The sequence below is a fragment of the Pseudomonas acericola (SeqCode) genome (assembly GCF_053456465.1).
On record NZ_JBRFJB010000002.1, the window covers coordinates 698,564 to 716,021 of the forward strand.

Annotated in this window: 17 protein-coding genes; 4 read left to right on the forward strand and 13 right to left on the reverse strand. The window is 60.3% G+C overall.

Going from position 1 to position 17,458, the window contains the following annotated elements:
• Positions 1–100 precede the first annotated feature (100 nt).
• Positions 101–1,195 carry a PLP-dependent cysteine synthase family protein gene (locus tag ACU688_RS09300; protein ID WP_448184470.1) on the forward strand — a complete coding sequence of 365 codons (1,095 nt, stop codon included), beginning with the start codon at positions 101–103 and terminating at the stop codon, positions 1,193–1,195.
• A gap of 167 nt (positions 1,196–1,362) precedes the next feature.
• Here the strand turns inward: ACU688_RS09300 and ACU688_RS09305 are convergent, their stop codons facing one another.
• The 3 genes from ACU688_RS09305 to ACU688_RS09315 form a co-directional block, all read right to left on the reverse strand.
• Positions 1,363–2,976: an NAD(P)/FAD-dependent oxidoreductase gene (locus tag ACU688_RS09305; RefSeq protein WP_448184471.1), complete on the reverse strand. Its 1,614-nt coding sequence runs from the start codon at positions 2,974–2,976 to the stop codon at positions 1,363–1,365.
• A gap of 106 nt (positions 2,977–3,082) precedes the next feature.
• Positions 3,083–3,754: a COG3650 family protein gene (locus tag ACU688_RS09310; protein WP_448184472.1), complete on the reverse strand. Its 672-nt coding sequence runs from the start codon at positions 3,752–3,754 to the stop codon at positions 3,083–3,085.
• 95 nt (positions 3,755–3,849) lie between these two features.
• Positions 3,850–4,449: a short chain dehydrogenase gene (locus tag ACU688_RS09315; RefSeq protein ID WP_448184473.1), complete on the reverse strand. Its 600-nt coding sequence runs from the start codon at positions 4,447–4,449 to the stop codon at positions 3,850–3,852.
• A gap of 103 nt (positions 4,450–4,552) precedes the next feature.
• On the opposite strand from ACU688_RS09315, the gene ACU688_RS09320 reads away from it, so the two are divergent.
• Positions 4,553–5,461: a LysR family transcriptional regulator gene (locus ACU688_RS09320; RefSeq protein WP_448184474.1), complete on the forward strand. Its 909-nt coding sequence runs from the start codon at positions 4,553–4,555 to the stop codon at positions 5,459–5,461.
• Here the strand turns inward: ACU688_RS09320 and ACU688_RS09325 are convergent.
• From ACU688_RS09325 to ACU688_RS09365, 9 genes are all read right to left on the reverse strand, one after another.
• A complete protein-coding gene (locus ACU688_RS09325) occupies positions 5,458–5,943 on the reverse strand; it encodes a DoxX family protein (protein WP_448184475.1) in 486 nt (161 codons plus the stop codon). The two genes, ACU688_RS09320 and ACU688_RS09325, sit on opposite strands and share 4 nt — an antisense overlap.
• Positions 5,940–6,716: an HvfC/BufC family peptide modification chaperone gene (locus ACU688_RS09330; protein WP_448184476.1), complete on the reverse strand. Its 777-nt coding sequence runs from the start codon at positions 6,714–6,716 to the stop codon at positions 5,940–5,942. The genes ACU688_RS09325 and ACU688_RS09330 overlap by 4 nt, the downstream gene beginning before the upstream one ends.
• On the reverse strand, positions 6,713–7,591 hold the full coding sequence (gene bufB / locus ACU688_RS09335; RefSeq protein ID WP_448184477.1) for an MNIO family bufferin maturase: 879 nt from the start codon (positions 7,589–7,591) through the stop codon (positions 6,713–6,715). Before bufB ends, ACU688_RS09330 begins: the two co-directional genes overlap by 4 nt.
• A 23-nt stretch (positions 7,592–7,614) precedes the next feature.
• Positions 7,615–7,920, reverse strand: a complete 306-nt coding sequence (locus ACU688_RS09340; protein WP_448184478.1) for a BufA1 family periplasmic bufferin-type metallophore — start codon at positions 7,918–7,920, stop codon at positions 7,615–7,617.
• Positions 7,921–8,121: 201 nt separating this feature from the next.
• On the reverse strand, positions 8,122–8,823 hold the full coding sequence (locus ACU688_RS09345) for an ABC transporter ATP-binding protein (protein WP_017735935.1): 702 nt from the start codon (positions 8,821–8,823) through the stop codon (positions 8,122–8,124).
• A 1-nt stretch (position 8,824) separates the two neighbouring features.
• A complete protein-coding gene (gene livG / locus ACU688_RS09350) occupies positions 8,825–9,592 on the reverse strand; it encodes a high-affinity branched-chain amino acid ABC transporter ATP-binding protein LivG (RefSeq protein WP_017735934.1) in 768 nt (255 codons plus the stop codon).
• Entirely contained in the window at positions 9,589–10,842 is a 1,254-nt protein-coding gene (locus ACU688_RS09355) for a high-affinity branched-chain amino acid ABC transporter permease LivM (RefSeq protein WP_017735933.1), read from the reverse strand. Before ACU688_RS09355 ends, livG begins: the two co-directional genes overlap by 4 nt.
• A complete protein-coding gene (gene livH / locus ACU688_RS09360) occupies positions 10,839–11,762 on the reverse strand; it encodes a high-affinity branched-chain amino acid ABC transporter permease LivH (RefSeq protein ID WP_017735932.1) in 924 nt (307 codons plus the stop codon). Before livH ends, ACU688_RS09355 begins: the two co-directional genes overlap by 4 nt.
• A 229-nt stretch (positions 11,763–11,991) precedes the next feature.
• Positions 11,992–13,119, reverse strand: coding sequence for a branched-chain amino acid ABC transporter substrate-binding protein (locus tag ACU688_RS09365; RefSeq protein WP_448184479.1), 1,128 nt, complete (start codon positions 13,117–13,119; stop codon positions 11,992–11,994).
• Between the two features lie 341 nt (positions 13,120–13,460).
• Between ACU688_RS09365 and ACU688_RS09370 the strand changes: the two genes are divergently transcribed.
• The gene (locus ACU688_RS09370; RefSeq protein ID WP_448184480.1) at positions 13,461–13,763 is read left to right on the forward strand and encodes a DUF2288 domain-containing protein; all 303 of its coding nucleotides are present in this window, start codon (positions 13,461–13,463) and stop codon (positions 13,761–13,763) included.
• A gap of 270 nt (positions 13,764–14,033) precedes the next feature.
• Positions 14,034–15,125: a hypothetical protein gene (locus ACU688_RS09375; protein ID WP_448184481.1), complete on the forward strand. Its 1,092-nt coding sequence runs from the start codon at positions 14,034–14,036 to the stop codon at positions 15,123–15,125.
• 36 nt (positions 15,126–15,161) lie between these two features.
• Here ACU688_RS09375 and ACU688_RS09380 read toward each other — a convergent pair whose 3' ends face one another.
• Complete coding sequence (locus ACU688_RS09380; protein WP_448184482.1) at positions 15,162–17,339, reverse strand: hypothetical protein; 2,178 nt, start codon at positions 17,337–17,339, stop codon at positions 15,162–15,164.
• Between the last annotated feature and the right edge of the window lie 119 nt (positions 17,340–17,458).

The window sequence follows — 17,458 nt, forward strand, 5'->3', positions numbered from 1 at the left end:
AAAGCCTAGCAATTGTGTGTCAAATTGAGTCGGTACTGTATCTGTGTGGAGTGTAGGAAACCTCCTAAGATTGAGGGTGAAATCCTTAGAGAAACTCCTCATGAGCGACCATCGTCCCTGGGCTCGCGAAGCCATTCGCATCATCGAAGCGGACTTCCAGCGCAGCGCTGACACGCACCTGATCCCGCTGCCGTTACCGGGTTTGCCGGGTATCGAGTTGTACTTCAAGGATGAGTCCAGCCATCCCACCGGCAGCCTGAAACACCGGCTGGCCCGCTCGTTGTTCCTGTATGCGCTGTGCAATGGCTGGCTGAAGCCGGGTGCGCCGGTGATCGAAGCCTCCAGTGGTTCGACGGCGATTTCCGAAGCCTACTTTGCCCGCCTGCTCGGCTTGCCGTTTATCGCGGTGATGCCGGCGACCACTTCCCAGGAAAAGATCGCGCAGATCGCCTTTTACGGTGGCAAGAGTCACTTGGTGAACGATCCGACGCAGATCTACGCCGAATCCGAGCGTTTGGCGCAGGAAAGTGGCGGTCACTTTATGGACCAATTCACCTACGCAGAGCGGGCCACCGACTGGCGAGCGAACAACAACATCGCTGAGTCGATCTTCCAACAGATGCGCTTTGAGCATTATCCGGAGCCGAGCTGGCTGATTTCCAGCCCCGGCACCGGCGGCACCACCGCGACGCTGGGGCGCTATGTGCGTTATCGCCAGCATTGCACCCGCGTGTTGTGCGCCGATGCCGAGCGTTCGGTATTTTTTGATTACTACTTGAGTGGTGACGCCAGCTTGCGCCTGGACTGCGGCTCACGCATCGAAGGCATTGGCCGGCCACGGGTGGAAGCGTCGTTTCTGCCCAAGGTGATCGATGCCATGGTCAAAGTGCCGGACGCGTTGTCGTTGGCCGCCATGCACTACCTGGCTGAGCGGCTGGGGCGGCGGGTCGGTGGGTCCAGTGGGACTAACTTGATTGGCGCATTGATGGCTGCGCAGCAGATGAAAGCGGCGGGGGAGTCGGGGTCGATCGTGGCGATCTTGTGTGATGGGGGCGAGCGGTATGCCACTACTTACTATGATCAGGTATGGCTTGAAGCGCAGGGCTTTGAACTGGCTGGCTTGATTGCGGTTGTAGCGGCGAGTGTTGAGCGGGGCGAGCCGCTGCCGGCCAGCGTCTTGCGTGCCAATATCTGATACGGCGCAAAAACCAATGTTAGAAGTGGACAGTGTGGGAGCGGGCTTGCTCGCGAAAGCGGCGGATCAGACGACACCCTTGTAACTGACAGACCGCTATCGCAGGCAAGCCAGCTCCCACACAAGTCAGCTTCCACAGTGGGTGTGTGGAAGCTGGACGCTAGTTGTCAGGCGTCGATACCTAACATATCCCGCGCCAACGCCTCGGCAATCCGAATCCCATCCACACCCGCCGACAGAATCCCACCGGCGTAACCCGCGCCTTCACCGGCCGGGAACAGGCCCTTCACGTTCAAGCTCTGCATCGATTCATTGCGGGTAATCCGCAGTGGCGAGGACGTGCGTGTCTCGATACCGGTCAACACCGCATCGTGCAGCGAGTAACCCTTGATCTGTTTCTCGAACGCCGGCAGTGCTTCGCGGATCGCCTCAATGGCGAAGTCCGGCAGCGCGAGGGCCAGATCCCCCCAGGACACGCCCGGCTTGTAGGAAGGTTCCACACTGCCAGTGGCGGTGGACGGCTTGCCAGCAATGAAGTCGCCAACCAGTTGTGCCGGTGCCTCGTAGTTGCTGCCGCCGAGGATGTAGGCGTGGGACTCCAGGCGTTCCTGCAATTCGATACCCGCCAGCGGGCCACCTGGATAGTCCACCTCTGGCGTGATGCCGACCACGATGCCGGAGTTGGCATTGCGCTCGTTACGCGAGTATTGGCTCATGCCGTTGGTCACGACGCGGCCCGGTTCGGAGGTTGCAGCGACCACCGTGCCGCCTGGGCACATGCAGAAGCTGTAGACCGAGCGGCCGTTCTTGGCGTGGTGCACCAGTTTGTAGTCCGCGGCGCCGAGCTTTGGATGGCCTGCGTACTTACCCAGGCGCGCCGCGTCGATCAGCGACTGCGGGTGTTCGATACGGAAACCCACCGAGAACGGCTTGGCCTCCATATAGACGCCACGGCCGTGGAGCATGCGGAAGGTGTCGCGGGCGCTATGGCCGAGGGCCAGGATCACGTGCTTGGAGAGGATCTGCTCGCCGCCATCGACAACCACGCCTTGCAACTGGCCGTCTTCGATCAGCACGTCAGTGACGCGTTGCTCGAAACGCACTTCACCGCCGAGGGCGATGATCTGTTCGCGCATGTTTTCCACTACGCCGGTCAGGCGGAAGGTACCGATGTGCGGCTTGCTGACGTACAGGATCTCGTCCGGCGCACCGGCCTTGACGAACTCGTGCAGGACTTTGCGCCCGTGGAATTTCGGGTCCTTGATCTGGCTGTACAGCTTGCCGTCGGAAAACGTCCCGGCGCCGCCTTCACCGAACTGCACGTTGGATTCGGGGTTGAGCACGTTTTTACGCCACAGGCCCCAGGTGTCCTTGGTGCGCTGGCGCACTTCGCGACCGCGCTCAAGAATGATCGGCTTGAAGCCCATCTGTGCCAGCAACAGCCCGGCGAAGATGCCGCACGGGCCAAAGCCGACGACGATCGGGCGTTCCGTCAGGCCTTCGGGCGCCTGGCCGACCACTTTGTAGCTGACGTCCGGCGCCGGATTGATATTGCGGTCATCGGCGAACTTGAGCAGCAGGGCGGCTTCGCCCTTCACGTTCAAGTCGATGGTGTAGATGAAGCACAACTCCGACGATTTCTTGCGCGCATCGTAGCTGCGTTTGAACAGGGTGAAATCGAGCAGGTCATCACTGGCGACGCCCAGGCGCTGCACGATGGCAGGCCGCAGGTCTTCTTCGGGATGGTCGATGGGCAGCTTGAGTTCGGTGATTCGTAGCATGACGGGATCCGGTAGGCGGCAGGCAAAGAGGCCGGCTGTTTTGCAAACCGGTGATTATAAGCCCCAATGGACATTTCCCGTCATGTTAAAACAGCCGAGGGTCGCGTCAGTCGTCGCGCGAGCCGCCGAACGCCGCGCAACCGCGCTGAACCTGGCCGTTGACGCGCAATTCGGCGGTCATGTGTTGCAGGCTGCCGCTGACGCTGTCCACACAGCGTTGAGGGGCCACCCACAGCTCGACGTGCTGGTTGTTGGCCTCGGTCATCAGGTTGAAGCGGCCGTCGCCGATTTGCTCTTCCACATACGGCACCGCCAAGGGTGGCTGGCCTTCACGCTCCAGGACCATGCCCTTGGCCGTGACATTCATCGCCCAGGCCGGCTTGTGGCCGTTGGCGCGCAGGGTCATGCGCTTGAAATCCGGGTCGTTGCACGCCGAGGTCGAGCGCTCCACGCGGTAAAGCTGTTGCAGGTCCACGCTGCCCTGGGTGCCGCTGGCTACGCCAGAGAACTTGCCACGCAGGTCGGCGAACAGCGCGCCTTGCTGGCCGGCGAGGGAAGCCGCCTCCTGCAGGATGCTGGTGCCGCCGGTGTCGTTGACCACGTAGTTGCGTTTGTCGTTGCACGGCTGGAACAGCAGCTTGCCATTGACCGCCGTGAGTTCGCCCTGCATGCGGGTCAGGCCAGCGGTTGACGGCTTGGCCGGCTCGCTTTCGAACATCTGGCAGGCGGCGAACAGGGGAAGCAAGGCAAACAGGACGAGGGTACGAGCGGCACGCATAGAGGGTCTCCAGACAAGTGCCGCCACGTTACGCAGGCTGACGCTGCATCACAAGCCCGCCTGCCAGCTTCAGGCGATTCTGTCAGACCTGAAGGTCAGCCGACGATAAAGGTCTGACCGGTCTGCAAGCCTTCGACGCTCTTTGCGTAGGCCAATGCAACATCGGCCCCCGGAGCGGGTTTGTAGCCGCGGAAATACGGCGCATAACTGCCCATAGCTTCCACCAGCACCGTAGGACTTACGGAGTTGACGCGCAGGCCTCGTGGCAACTCAATCGCCGCCGCTTTCACGAACGCATCCAGTGCGCCATTGACCAGCGCCGCCGAAGCACCGGTGCGGATCGGGTCACGGTTAAGAATGCCGCTGGTGAAAGTGAACGAGGCGCCGTCGTTGGCATACTCGCGGCCGATCAGCAGCAGATTGACCTGGCCCATCAACTTGTCGCGCAAGCCCAGCTCAAAATCGCCTTCGCTCATGTCGCCCAGCGCTACGAAGTTCACGCTACCCGCCGCGCACACCAGGGCGTCGAACTTGCCGGTCTGTTCAAACAGTTTGCGGATCGAGGTGCTGTCGCTGATATCCACCTGGAAGTCACCGCTGCTGCGGCCGATGCTGACGACCTCGTGACGCTGTGCCAGTTCTGCCTTGACTGCCGAGCCGACGGTGCCGCTGGCACCAATCAATAGGATTTTCATGGGGCTGTTCCTCCAGGGGTAAGTGAAGGTTCAGTCTAGAGTGGCTTTTTCCATGGATAAACGTGCTAATAGGCAACCTTTGGTTTTCTATTGGAAACAATCCATGAGCGAAATGGATGACCTGGCGGCCTTTGCCGTGCTGATCGAAGCCGGTAGTTTCACCGTGGCGGCCGAGCAATTGGGTTGCAGCAAGGGGCAGTTGTCCAAGCGCATCAGCCAGTTGGAAGCGCAGTTTTCCGTGGTCTTGCTGCATCGCACCACACGCAAGCTGAGCCTCACTGCTGCCGGTGCGGCGCTGTTGCCCCAGGCCCAGGCGCTGGTGGTGCAGGTTGATCGCGCCCGTCAGGCATTGGCTAGGCTCAAGGACGACTTGGCCGGGCCGGTGCGTATGACGGTTCCGGTGTCGCTGGGCGAAACCTTCTTTGATGGCCTGTTGCTGGAGTTTTCCAAGCAGTACCCGCAGGTCCAGATTGAGTTGGAGTTGAACAACAGCTACCGCGACCTGGCACGGGATGGCTTTGATTTGGGCGTGCGCTCGGGCGCGATTGAAAACGAACGCCTGGTCGCCAAGCCGCTGCTGGCCTGGCATGAAATGACCTGCGCCAGCCCGGCCTACCTGGAGCAGCACGGCGAACCGCAAACACCGGCGGACCTGGCCACCCACACCTGCCTGCTCAACAGTCATTACAGCGGCCGCGAAGAGTGGCTGTACCACCAGCAACATGAGTTGTTGCGGGTGCGGGTCAGCGGCACCTTCGCGTCCAACCACTACAACCTGCTGAAGAAGGCCGCACTGGTGGGTGCCGGTATTGCCCGTCTGCCGTCTTACGTATTACCGGCGGAATTGGCTGACGGGCGCTTGCGCTGGCTCCTACGGGATTATCAGACGCGGAGCATGCCGATGTACCTGGTCCATCCTTATCAAGGCGGCCTGCCTCGCCGCACCCAGGTACTGGCCGATTACCTGGTGGATTGGTTCAAGCGCAGCGGCGAGGCCCTGGACCGGCTTTAGCTGTAGCGTCGCGCAATCAGGTGGTCGATGGACAGGCGCCCCGGGCCCTTGGCCACCAGCAGCAACAGAACGGCAAGCCAGGTGCCGTGGGTCGGGTAGGCATCCGGGTAGACGAACAACTGAATGACCAGGGTCATGCCGATCAGCGCCAGGGCCGAAAAGCGTGTGGCAAAGCCCACCAGGATCAGCACCGGGAAGAAGTGCTCGGCAAACGCCGCCATGTGCGCGGCCACTTCCGGCGACAGCAATGGCACGTGATATTCACTGCGAAACAACGGCAGTGTCGAGGCCGCGAGGTGCGGTTCGCCCAGTTGGAAGGTGCCCCCGATCAGATCAACGACAAAACCTTCGACCTTGGTTTGCCCCGACTTCCAGAACACGGCCGCGATGGAGAAGCGAGCGAGAAAGGCGATCAGGCTGTAGGGGATTTTCTCTAAAAGCGCGATTGCCCGTTTGATCAGGCAGGTGGGGGCAGTGTTCATGGCGATACCTTTTGTTCCAGGTGCAGATGGGTGATGGCCTCGTGACTGACCAGCAGTGACAGGCATTTGTGCAAGTCGAACTCGGTGGACGCCTCAAGGGCGTGAGCGACTGCTTGTTGCAGCGTTGAGCCGTGGTTCAGGCTGTTGATAAACGCCACGGCGCCGCTGTCGATGGCAAACACCTTGACCCCCAGGGCCTGGCGCAACACCAGCGCACTCTGTGGGTGCCAGGGGTTCAAGGTGGCCATGGCGCCTTCGGTCTGGTGCGCGGCCCACACGGCAACCACGGCATACGCGCTGTTCAGCGTGGCCAGGGAAGGGTGCAGTTGTAGCCGCAACGTCCCTAGGTCTGCCTGGTTTTGCAGGTGCTGGAGGACGGCGTGCTGATCCAGGTTCGGCGTATCCGCCGCGTGATAAGCCCGCACGCGCAGGCGTTCAAGCTGTGCGACATCGGCCAGGTACGGCACGCTGGCAGCGGGTTCGAAGCCGCGGATGAACGCGGCAAATGAGCCACCGTATTCACTGATCAGCGGGCTGGTCGGCGGACTGGCCTGTACATAGAGGCCGGCCATGGCACGAAAGAATGCGTCGCCCACCAGTTGCAAGGTCACCGGGTGTGCCGTCGCCAATGCATTGATCAACGCGCTGTGTACGTTGTTGCGGTACACCGCAAAGCGGCTGGCCGGGTCGGCACCGTTGCTGCTGAACAGCCCTTCGGGGCAGGGCAGGTCAGGCGCCAGCAGGGCACGGGCAAATGTGTCGTAGAGACTCATGAGCGCACCTGCGACAAGTGCCTGTCGGCCTGTTGCGCCTCAGCTTGAAGGACGCTGAAGGCCGGCACTTGGTTATCCCGTTCGATCAGCGTGGCCACCGGGCCGGTGCGTGCGAGCGCGGTTTCGTACAGTCGCCACACGGCGTTATCGATGGGCGCACCGTGATCATCGATCAGCAGGCGGTCGCCAAGGTTGTCAGTGTCTTCGGCAAACCCGGCCAGATGAATCTCACCCACGGCGTGCAACGGCAGTGCATCGATGTAGGTCAGCGGGTCGCGTTGATGATTGATACACGACACGTAGACGTTGTTGACGTCCAGCAGCAAGCCGCAGCCGGTGCGGCGGATGACTTCGCTGATGAAGTCCGTCTCGTCCAGGGTCGAGCGCTGGAATTGCAGGTAGGTTGACGGATTCTCCAGCAGCATTGGCCGCTTGAGCGTGCTTTGCACCTGATCCACGTGTTCGCAAACGCGCTTGAGAGTGGCTGTATCGTAGGCGAGGGGCAGCAGGTCATTGAGAAACACCGGGCCGTGGCTTGACCAGGCCAGGTGTTCGGAAAACGCGTGGGGTTGATAGCGCTCGATCAGCGTGGCCAGCCGTGCCAGGTGCTCACGGTCCAGCGGACCCTCGCCGCCGATGGACAGGCCCACGCCGTGCAATGACAGCGGGTACTGCTCGCGGATCAATCCCAGGTAGTGGTGAAACGGCCCGCCGGCGACCATGTAGTTTTCGGCGTGCACTTCAAAAAAGCCGATGTCGGGGGCGGTCTCAAGCACTTCGCTGAAGTGCTCATGCTTGAGCCCCAGCCCGGCCCGGCGCGGAAGGCCGGGCGCCTGAGCCTGTGAGGTGGCTTGCAGGGATGAAAGGGTCATCATCAGTACTCAGGCGGCGCAGGATTTCAGGACTTGGCGGTGTAGGCAGCTTCCTGGCCGAAACCGGTCGGCGAGGTGGAGCTTGGGGTTTGGGTGCAGGTGCCGGCCGGGACCAGTTTCCAGGCGTTGGCCTGGTCTTTGGTTTTCGACGTGCCTGCGCAGGAAGTGCCAGCGCCTGCGGCGCAATCGTTCTTGCCGGCTTCAGCGACGCCGAAGCATTTCTGCATGTCGTCGGCCGCGTGGGCGGTGGAGGTCAGGGCGGACAGGCTCAGGGCGGAACCGAGGGCCAGGATTAACGAGGCGGCAGACAGGGAGCGGTTAGTGTTTTTCATGGTGTTTCTCCAGTAGTAGGAAAGTTGAGTCAGAAAAGCTATAGCGCCTTCTTGACCTACTAGAGAGTGCCCATATCCGTACGTTACAGACAGATCGATTTTTCTTTCGTTATTGTAGGAATGTGGACTGCGAGGCGAATGAAAGATGAGCGGTAACAATATGAAAACGGCCCGTTAGGGCCGTTTTCAGATGGGGCAGTGTTACCCGCCGAGGTACGCCTCACGCACCTTCGGATCCGTCAGCAATTGCTCGCCCGAGCCTTCCATCACCACCCGGCCGTTTTCCAGGACGTAGGCGCGGTCGGCGATTTTCAAGGCCTGGTTGGCGTTCTGCTCCACCAGGAACACCGTCACACCGTCCTTGCGCAGCTGTTCGATGATGTCGAAGATCTGCTGGATGATGATCGGTGCCAGGCCCAGGGACGGTTCGTCCAGCAACAACAGCTTGGGTTTGCTCATCAGCGCGCGGCCGATGGCGAGCATTTGCTGTTCGCCGCCAGACATGGTGCCGCCGCGCTGGCTGAAGCGCTCCTTGAGCCTCGGGAACAGGTGCAGCACCTTGTCCATCTGCTCCTGGAAGTCGCCCTTGTCGGTAAAGAACCCACCCATGGCGAGGTTCTCTTCCACGGTCAGGCGCGAGAACACCCGACGGCCTTCCGGCACCACGGCAATGCTCTTGCGCATGATCTGCGAGGATTGCAGGCCCACCAGTTCCTCACCCATGTAGCGGATGCTGCCGCTGTGGGCCTGGGGCGAACCGCACAAGGTCATCAGCAAGGTGGACTTGCCCGCGCCGTTGGCGCCGATCAGCGTGACGATCTCGCCTTGGCGCACCTCCACGTTGACGCTGTGCAGGGCCTGGATCTTGCCGTAGAAAGTGGAAACGTTTTCGAATTGCAGCATTTTACGCTTCCCCCAAATAGGCTTTGATCACTTCAGGATTGTCGCGGATCTGCTCCGGCGTCCCGTCGGCCAGCGGCGTGCCCTGGTTGATCACCACGATGTGGTCGGAAATGCTCATGACCAGTTTCATGTCGTGTTCAATCAACAGCACGGTGACGTTGTGTTCCTCACGCAGCACGCTGATCAGCGCCTTGAGGTCTTCGGTTTCCTTGGGGTTCAGGCCGGCGGCCGGTTCGTCGAGCATGAGGATCCGCGGGCGGGTCATCATGCAGCGGGCGATTTCCAGGCGACGTTGCTGGCCGTAGGCCAGGGTGCCGGCAGGGCGGTTGGCAAACTCGGTGAGGTTGACCTTGTCCAGCCAGTACGCGGCAAATTCCATGGCCTCGCGCTCGCTCTTGCGGAACGCCGGGGTCTTGAACAGGCCCGCGAGGAAGTTGGTGTTCAAGTGACGGTGCTGGGCGATCAGCAGGTTCTCGACCGCCGTCATGTCCTTGAACAGCCGCACGTTCTGGAAGGTGCGCACCACGCCCTTGCGGGCGATTTCGTGGCCGGCCAGGCCCTGGATCGGCTGGCCGTCCAGCAGGATGCTGCCACCGCTCGGCTTGTAGAAACCGGTGAGGCAGTTGAACACCGTGGTCTTGCCGGCGCCGTTGGGGCCGATCAGGGCAACCACCTGTTTCTCTTTCACGGTCAGGGCCACGCCGTTGACCGCCAGCAAACCGCCGAAGCGCATGCTCAGATTTTCGACTTTCAGGATCTCGCGGCTCATTTGCGCAGCTCCATGTGTGGACGTTGCATGGGCAGCAGGCCTTGAGGACGCCAGATCATCATCAGCACCATCATGGCGCCGAACATCAACATGCGGTATTCGCTGAACTCACGCATCATTTCCGGCAGCAGGATCATCACGATCGCGGCCAGGATCACGCCCAGCTGCGAGCCCATGCCACCCAGTACCACGATGGCGAGGATGATCGCCGACTCGATAAAGGTGAACGACTCCGGGGTCACCAAACCTTGGCGCGCGGCGAAGAAGCTGCCGGCAAAACCGGCGAACGCAGCACCCAGGGTAAACGCGGACAGCTTGATGATGGTCGGGTTCAGGCCCAGGGCCCGGCAGGCGATTTCATCTTCGCGCAACGCTTCCCACGCACGGCCGATTGGCATGCGCAGCAGGCGGTTGATCACGAACAGGGCGGCCAGTGCCAGCAACAGCGCCACCAGGTACAGGAACACCACTTTGCTCACCGGGTTGTAGTCGATCCCGAAGTATTCGTGGAAGGTCTGCATGCCTTCGGCGGCGCTGCGGTCGAACGACAGCCCGAAGAAGGTGGGCTTGGGAATGCTGCTGATGCCGTTGGGGCCACCGGTGATATCAGTGAGGTTACGCAGGAACAGCCGGATGATTTCACCGAAGCCCAGGGTCACGATGGCCAGGTAGTCACCGCGCAAGCGCAGTACCGGGAAGCCCAGCAGGAAGCCGAACGTGGCCGCCGCCATGCCCGCCAGAGGCAGGCAGATCCAGAAGCTCCAACCGAGGTAGTGCGAGAGCAGCGCGTAGGTGTAGGCACCCACGGCGTAGAAACCCACATAACCGAGGTCGAGCAGGCCGGCGAGGCCCACCACGATGTTCAGGCCCAGGCCCAGCAACACGTAGATCAGGATCAGGGTGGCGATATCGACCGCGCCGCGCGAGCCGAAGAACGGCCAGATCAGCGCGGCCACGATCAGGCCGATGATGATGTAGCGCTGGGTGCGCGGCAGGGTCAGGAATTGGCTGACCTTGGGCGACACCAACGGCCCACGGTTGCCCTTGAACAAGGCACCGACCTGCTGGGTGAACAGCACGCGCAGGAACATCAGCACCGAGCACAGGGCAATGATGGTCAGGGTCACGGGACCGGTGCCATGCACTTCCAGGTTGATGCCGACAATGCTCAGCTTGAGGCCGAGTACCGGAAAGGCCACGGCCCATACCAGCAAGGCGCTGAAAAACGCCGATTTGAGATATCTGCTCATACTTTCTCAACCTCCGGGCGGCCCAAAATGCCGGTCGGACGGAACAACAGCACCAGAACCAACAGGCCGAACGCCACGACGTCCTTGTATTGGTCGCCGAAGATATCGGCACCGAACGCTTCGGCCACACCCAGCACCAGGCCACCGAGCATCGCGCCCGGGATACTGCCGATGCCGCCCAAGACCGCTGCGGTAAAGGCCTTGAGGCCCACCAGGAAACCGGCGTTGGGGTTGATCACGCCGTACTGCATGCTCAGCAGCACCGCCGCGACGGCGGCCAGTGCGGCACCGATCACGAAGGTCAGGGCGATGATGTTGTTGGTGTTGATGCCCAGCAGGTTGGCCATCTTGATGTCTTCGGCACAAGCCCGGCAGGCGCGCCCCAGACGGGAGCGGGAGATGAACAGGGTCAGGCCCAGCATCGCCACCAGGGTGACGACGAAGACCAGGATTTGCATGTAGGAAATCAGCACTTCTTCCGCGCCGCCCGGGCCGAAGGAGATGCTCCCAGGGATCAGGTTGGGGATGGATTTATCCTTGGAATCCTGGGACAGCAATACGGTGTTCTGTAGGAAAATCGACATACCGATGGCGGAAATCAGTGGGATCAAACGGTTGCTGCCACGCAAGGGACGGTAGGCAACACGCTCGATACTGTAGCCATAGGCACTGGTTACAACGATTGACGCGATAAACGCGGCGGTCATCAACAGCGGCAGGGAGTGGATACCCATCATGGCCAGCCCGGCAAGGGCGATAAAGGCCACGTAGGAACCAATCATGTACACCTCGCCATGGGCGAAGTTGATCATTCCAATGATGCCGTAAACCATTGTGTAGCCAATGGCTATCAAGGCATAGGTGCTGCCAATGGTCAGGCCATTAACCAGCTGTTGGAAAAAATGATAGATCTCAGGCATTACAGCGCTCCTAAAAACCCGATACGCATTTCACTGGTGGAGTCATGTTCCGGCCCTGCGCTGTGTTCTATGAGCACATTTGCACAAAGCGTTTGCCAGCGAACCGCTGGTGACGGTTTTAAGATTTTCAGGTGAGCCAGCGCCCGGATCGCGGGTGACAGGCCCATAAACCTCGTAAAACAAAGCCCACTGCTCTCACAGTGGGCTTGTTGGACCAGTAATGCCTGGCTTACTGAGGGGAAACTTCGGTTTTTGGTTTGCCGAAGTGCCATTCGTAGACCACGAACTTGAAGTCCTTCAGGTCGCCCTTGGCGTCGAAGCTCAGGTCGCCGGTCGGGGTCTTGAAGGTGCCCGCGTGGATGGCTTCGGCCACCTTGGCGGTGTCTTCGCTCTTCGCTGCCTTGATGCCGCCGGCGATCAGCTCAACGGCGGAGTAGGCCGGGAACACGAACGGACCGCTTGGGTCCTTGCCGTCAGCCTTGATGGCGTCAACGATGGCCTTGTTCTCAGGCTCGGAGTCGAACGACTTCGGCAGGGTGACCAGCAGGCCTTCGGAAGCGCCCTGGGCGATTTGCGAGATGGAGTCGTTGCCGACACCTTCTGGGCCCATGAACTTGGCTTTCAGGCCTTTTTCCTGGGCTTGGCGCAGGATCAGGCCCAGCTCTGGGTGGTAGCCGCCGTAGTAGACGAAGTCGACGTTGGCTTGCTTGAGCTTCTGGATGATCGAGGAGAAGTCTTTGTCGCCGGCGTTCAGGCCTTCGAAGACGGCAACCTTGGTGCCTTTCTTCTCCAGGGTCTGCTTGACGGCGGTGGCGATGCCTTCACCGTATTGCTGCTTGTCGTGCAGGACGGCCACGACTTTCGGCTTCACGTGGTCGGCGATGTAGTTGCCGGCCGCCGGGCCCTGGGCGCTGTCCAGGCCAATGGTGCGGAACACCAGCTTGTAACCACGGGCAGTGATGTCCGGGCTGGTGGCGGCTGGGGTGATCATGATCACGCCTTCATCTTCATAGATGTCGGACGCTGGTTGAGTGGAGCTGGAGCAGAGGTGACCGATTACAAACTTGACGCCGTCGTTGACCACTTTGTTGGCTACGGCAACCGCTTGTTTAGGATCGCAAGCGTCATCGTATTCCTTGGCTTCAAGCATCTTGCCGTCTACGCCGCCCTTGGCGTTGATGTCTTTGATGGCTTGCTTGGCGCCGGTGAACTGCATGTCACCGTATTGCGTCACTGGACCGGTCTTAGGCCCGGCGATACCGATCTTGATGGTATCAGCTGCGAACGAATGGCCGGCAACCCCAGCCAGGACCATAGCGGCAAACAGTTTGGAAATCTGCTTAGTAGCCTTATTCATAGTGCTCCACTCTTACTGTTGTATTTTTTATAGTTCTAGCGGCCTTGTGAGCTGCAGAACCGGATCGGATATCTCGGATATCCCCCCGGCAGCGGCCTGGCAACTGTACCGGTACAGTGTAGAGCGCCGGTTGATCGCTTGAAAAGCTGGCTGCTGGGGGCAAAACCCGGGGGTGTCGCTTAAATGAAAGAAAAAGACAGAATTGCGGCGGGCTGATGCCAGAGTCTCGGGCAATCCTTGGCTTTTCTGACACTTTCTATCGATGCCTCATTTGCAACTGGGTTTTTCTACTTGGGGCGTGACGTTATGATTGCGCCGTTTTTTCCCCAAGGTGAATTCCCATGACGCAAGAACCTAGCACCCTCTATGCCAAGCTGCTCGGTGAAACCGCCGAAATTTCCTGGAAGGAGCTTGAACCGTTCTTTGCCAAGGGTGCCCTATTGTGGGTCGATGCCGGCCTGGATTTGATCGAAGCCGCCGAAGGAATGGCCGAGGACAACCGTGACAAAGTCGCTGCCTGGCTGGCTGCGGGCAGCCTTGGCGAAGTGTCTGCGACGCGGGCGTTGGACCTGCTTGAGCGAGACCCAAGCCTATGGGCGGTGGTGGTTTCGCCGTGGATTCTGATCCAGGAAAGGGCAGCGTAAGAAAGTCGCGCACAAAAAAGGTGCATGTTTTTCCCTGGCGCAAGTGTGTAGCGGAGTAACCGCTGACGCCGTGATGGCAAGTTGCCGTAGAGAAAGGTCACAGCGCAGGGTGACGTGCGCGTCAGGGGAACAGTTTTCTTGCTGCGGAAAGGGCTGGAGAATTGTTTCTCGGTGTGAGCAAAGTGGGGTATCTGTCAGAAAAGTCTGTGGGAAGCGGTGAATTGCCAGTGGATTCCGGTAGAGTTCGCCGCTTGTTCCATGGAGCTCGTCATGCCGTCAACGCTGCCCCCCTTGCAAAAAACGCCGCACCAGCTGCTCTACCTTGTCTATGGTGAACAGGATGTTTATCGGTGCGAGGCCAAGTTCAGCATCCTCACCGCCCTGTCGCAGCTCAAGCAGGGCGAGTCGTTGTGCATTCGCGTCATGACGGATCGTCCGCAGGACTACACCGGCTGGCCAGTCGAAATCATTGCGCTGGACGAACAGACCCTGACCCAGTGGCAGGGCGATAACGGCTACACCCACCGCCGCAAGGCCTGCGCCATCGCCCATGGGCTGACGCTGGCGGACAAAACCCTGTTCGTCGATACCGACACGCTGTTTCTCAAGTCGCCCCATCGCGTACTCGAACTGATCGAGCCCGGCCAGTATGTGATGGACGAGTTCGAGTACGACTGGAGCTACGTCTGCAAGCGCCCGGACTACCTCAAGTTGGGCCGCGACCTACAGGCCCATGGCATCAGCGCCAGTAACGGCTTCAAGCTCTACAACAGCGGCCTGTGCGGCGTGCAGGCGAGTGACGCGCCGCTGCTCGAAACCGCGATCGGCTTTATCGACGAGTGGACCCGCGAGTCGTTCGATATCCACACCATCGAGCAGGTCGCGATTTCCTTCGCGATGCGCGGCAAGCCGGTGCGCGAGGCGCGCAAGTTCGTGCACCACTTTTATGCCGACAAACGTTTCTTCCATGCCATGCAGGCACACTTTTTCAGCCTGCACGGTGAGACGTTCAGCCCTGAGCTGATCGCCCGTAGCCTGGATGTGCCGCGCTTCAAGCCGATGCCATCGCCTCTGCAGCGCGTGTGGATCAAGTGGCAGTTGCGCAACCAGCGCAAGCATCTGAAGAAGGTCGGTCGTGACTTGCTCTACGGCAGCTCGGCGCCGCAGAACCCGTACTACGACGTATGCCGACACGGTTGGTGGGAATCGGCCTGCAAGGAAATACGACGTTGGGACGAAGCCGAGCAGAGCAAGCTGCTGGAGGCGAAGGACGCCGGTTGGCCGAAGCACATGCCCCGGCCAGCCAAGGCAGCTGACGAGCAAGCCATCCTGGCCTTCCTGCGCCAGCGCCTGGCCCAGTAATACGCTGGCGGCGCCGGGTGGCGCCGCCTCCGCGACCTAGAACGTCTTGCCGGTGTAGTTGTTCAACGAAATCACCTTGGTCTTGCCGATGCGATGACGGTAGATCTCGCGCAGGTACTTGATCGCCTTCTTCACGCAATCCCGTGACAGGCGAATGTCATTGATCGAGACAAACTTCTCTTTGTCGTTGATCAGTTCGCGGTACTTCTTCTCGTACATCGGCTTGATCGCGTACCAGTTGGTATCGAGGATCTTCGCCGGGTTTTCAAACTCGTTGAGCAACTCGTCGATGCGGTCTTCGTCGAAGTCCTCGTGGATGATGAAGTCCAGGATCGAGTTGTCCAGCGTCTCATCGAAGCGGTACGGGTTGCGTGCAAAGCAGCGCTTGATGAACGCCACGATCAACGTGAGGAAATCATCCGACAGGCACGGGCTCTTGGCGATCAGGGTGGTCAGCGACAGGTTGGCCGAAGCGCCGATCACCAAGGCATAGCGCTTGAGCGTGGTGTTGGGGAACAGGCTGTTGAGGTGGGTCTTGAGCCGGTTCAGGTCCATATAGGACAGCTTGTAGTCCTTGGGCAACGAAACAATGGACACCACCGACGAGCAGTTCTTGAAGAAGTGCAGATCGTGCAGCGCAGCCGCGTCGTAGCCGGAATTCTTGTACTGCTCCAGGGACGCCTTGTAGCGCTTGGACTCGATCGGCAACAGGCTGATGCCTTCGATGGCCTGGGTGACCTTGTTGAAGTGCGGCAGGTCGATGGAGCGGAAGAACAGGTCGTCGATGTTCAGGCGCTGCGGTTCTTTATCGAACACCTTGAACTTGTCATTGGACGGCGCCGGGGTTTCCGGGACGACGGATTCGGCGTAGGCAATCGCCACCGGGCCGGCCAGACTCATGAACAGGTCGTTGGCATCCAGGCGGATGGTCTCGCCAATGTCGATACCGGCGCGACGGAAGTAGTTCTGGTCGTAGTCGGTGGTCACCGCCTGGGCGGTGAGAATGTTGAAGATCTGCTGTGAGATGTATTGGTTGGCGTGTTTTTCCATGGCATTGACGTCAATGTTCTGGATATTGCCGTCATCGCTTTCTTCGGCGTAACGCATGATGTCGTTGGAGATCAGCATCATCGCGTTCCACGGCCGGATGCGCCCCTTCACGCTGGCTTCGCTGCTGTCTTCGTTGGCGAAGTTGTACGAGAAATCCCATTCTTCCGACAGATACTTGCAGAGCAAACGCCCGGCGTTGATGTGCAGCGCCTCGGACATTTCGCTGCGGTGATCGGAGATATTCGGCAGCACGCAGATGCCGCTGGTGAAGATCGGCTCGAACACAAACGCATGGCCGCTCTTGCTGTCGTGCTCGTCGGCGGGCTTGGTGTCGAATGTCTTGTTCATATAGGAGTGCTGCTGGGCCAGGCCGAATTCCGAGGCCATGCCCGAGCCGGTACCGCCGCCGGCGCTGAAGATCGAGAAGTACAGGCGCGACTGGTTGGCCTTGATGCCGCAGGAGTCGATCAGGTACGAGTGGATCATCTTCCAGTCGGGGCTGGAGAAACGCTGGGTGTCTTTGTTGAGGATGATCTTGGCCAGGTACTGGCCGAGGATCGGCGCGTTACCGGCGCCACCGGCATGGACTTCCGAGAGGTCCATGATTTTCATCTTGCTGTAGTCGCGCAGGAAGCCGCTTTTTTCGCCCTTGCGCGAGAAGCGGATGCGCCCGGCGATGTCCTTGTCCAAGTCGCCCAGCATCACCAGCGGTTCCACCAGGAACACCGGCTTGCTGGCCTTGCCGCCGCCCAGGCGCAGGTTGTTGCGGATCCACTGGGCCGGGCTGTAGCCCTTGTCCACCGACTTGTCTTCGTTACTGAATTCGTTCAGGTAGAACTTGCGCGCGTTGTACACCAGTTCGGCCACGTCCAGCGCGATGTTCGAACCGCAGCGGCCCAGGCCGATCAAGCACACCGAGGGAAATTCCTGCTCGTTGCGCGGGTCGCCGTCGCCTTCCTGCTGGGGCAGGCGCGGGAACACCATGTCGCGCAGGCCATCGAGGTTGTCGAGGATGCGGTCGGTATTGGTTTCGGTGAAGTACAAGTATTGCTGGGTGGCCAGCGGGCGGGCGCTGCTCAATGACTTTGAGCCTGGGGATTTTTCCGCAGGTGCTGTCGGCAACACGTCGGGGACCACGGTGGCAGAGTTATTTTTGGAAGTCATTGGGCGCCATGTACTTGGACGGATGGCTGGAAAAATTCAAGGAGCCATCACTGAATGGGAGTTCGCGACTTTGCAGTGCGTTTTCGTCCGGGACGCTCGGGTTTAACCCTGCTTTTTCA

Coding starts and splice junctions, on each gene's coding strand:
- ACU688_RS09315 (WP_448184473.1), bottom strand. CDS start 4,449: ATGAAAATCCTATTGATTGGTGCCAGCGGCACCGTCGGCTCGGCAGTC.
- ACU688_RS09325 (WP_448184475.1), bottom strand. CDS start 5,943: ATGAACACTGCCCCCACCTGCCTGATCAAACGGGCAATCGCGCTTTTA.
- ACU688_RS09375 (WP_448184481.1), top strand. CDS start 14,034: ATGCCGTCAACGCTGCCCCCCTTGCAAAAAACGCCGCACCAGCTGCTC.
- ACU688_RS09310 (WP_448184472.1), bottom strand. CDS start 3,754: ATGCGTGCCGCTCGTACCCTCGTCCTGTTTGCCTTGCTTCCCCTGTTC.
- ACU688_RS09340 (WP_448184478.1), bottom strand. CDS start 7,920: ATGAAAAACACTAACCGCTCCCTGTCTGCCGCCTCGTTAATCCTGGCC.
- ACU688_RS09355 (WP_017735933.1), bottom strand. CDS start 10,842: ATGAGCAGATATCTCAAATCGGCGTTTTTCAGCGCCTTGCTGGTATGG.
- ACU688_RS09345 (WP_017735935.1), bottom strand. CDS start 8,823: ATGCTGCAATTCGAAAACGTTTCCACTTTCTACGGCAAGATCCAGGCC.
- ACU688_RS09380 (WP_448184482.1), bottom strand. CDS start 17,339: ATGACTTCCAAAAATAACTCTGCCACCGTGGTCCCCGACGTGTTGCCG.
- ACU688_RS09330 (WP_448184476.1), bottom strand. CDS start 6,716: ATGAGTCTCTACGACACATTTGCCCGTGCCCTGCTGGCGCCTGACCTG.
- ACU688_RS09320 (WP_448184474.1), top strand. CDS start 4,553: ATGAGCGAAATGGATGACCTGGCGGCCTTTGCCGTGCTGATCGAAGCC.
- ACU688_RS09365 (WP_448184479.1), bottom strand. CDS start 13,119: ATGAATAAGGCTACTAAGCAGATTTCCAAACTGTTTGCCGCTATGGTC.
- ACU688_RS09370 (WP_448184480.1), top strand. CDS start 13,461: ATGACGCAAGAACCTAGCACCCTCTATGCCAAGCTGCTCGGTGAAACC.
- livG (WP_017735934.1), bottom strand. CDS start 9,592: ATGAGCCGCGAGATCCTGAAAGTCGAAAATCTGAGCATGCGCTTCGGC.
- ACU688_RS09300 (WP_448184470.1), top strand. CDS start 101: ATGAGCGACCATCGTCCCTGGGCTCGCGAAGCCATTCGCATCATCGAA.
- bufB (WP_448184477.1), bottom strand. CDS start 7,591: ATGATGACCCTTTCATCCCTGCAAGCCACCTCACAGGCTCAGGCGCCC.
- livH (WP_017735932.1), bottom strand. CDS start 11,762: ATGCCTGAGATCTATCATTTTTTCCAACAGCTGGTTAATGGCCTGACC.
- ACU688_RS09305 (WP_448184471.1), bottom strand. CDS start 2,976: ATGCTACGAATCACCGAACTCAAGCTGCCCATCGACCATCCCGAAGAA.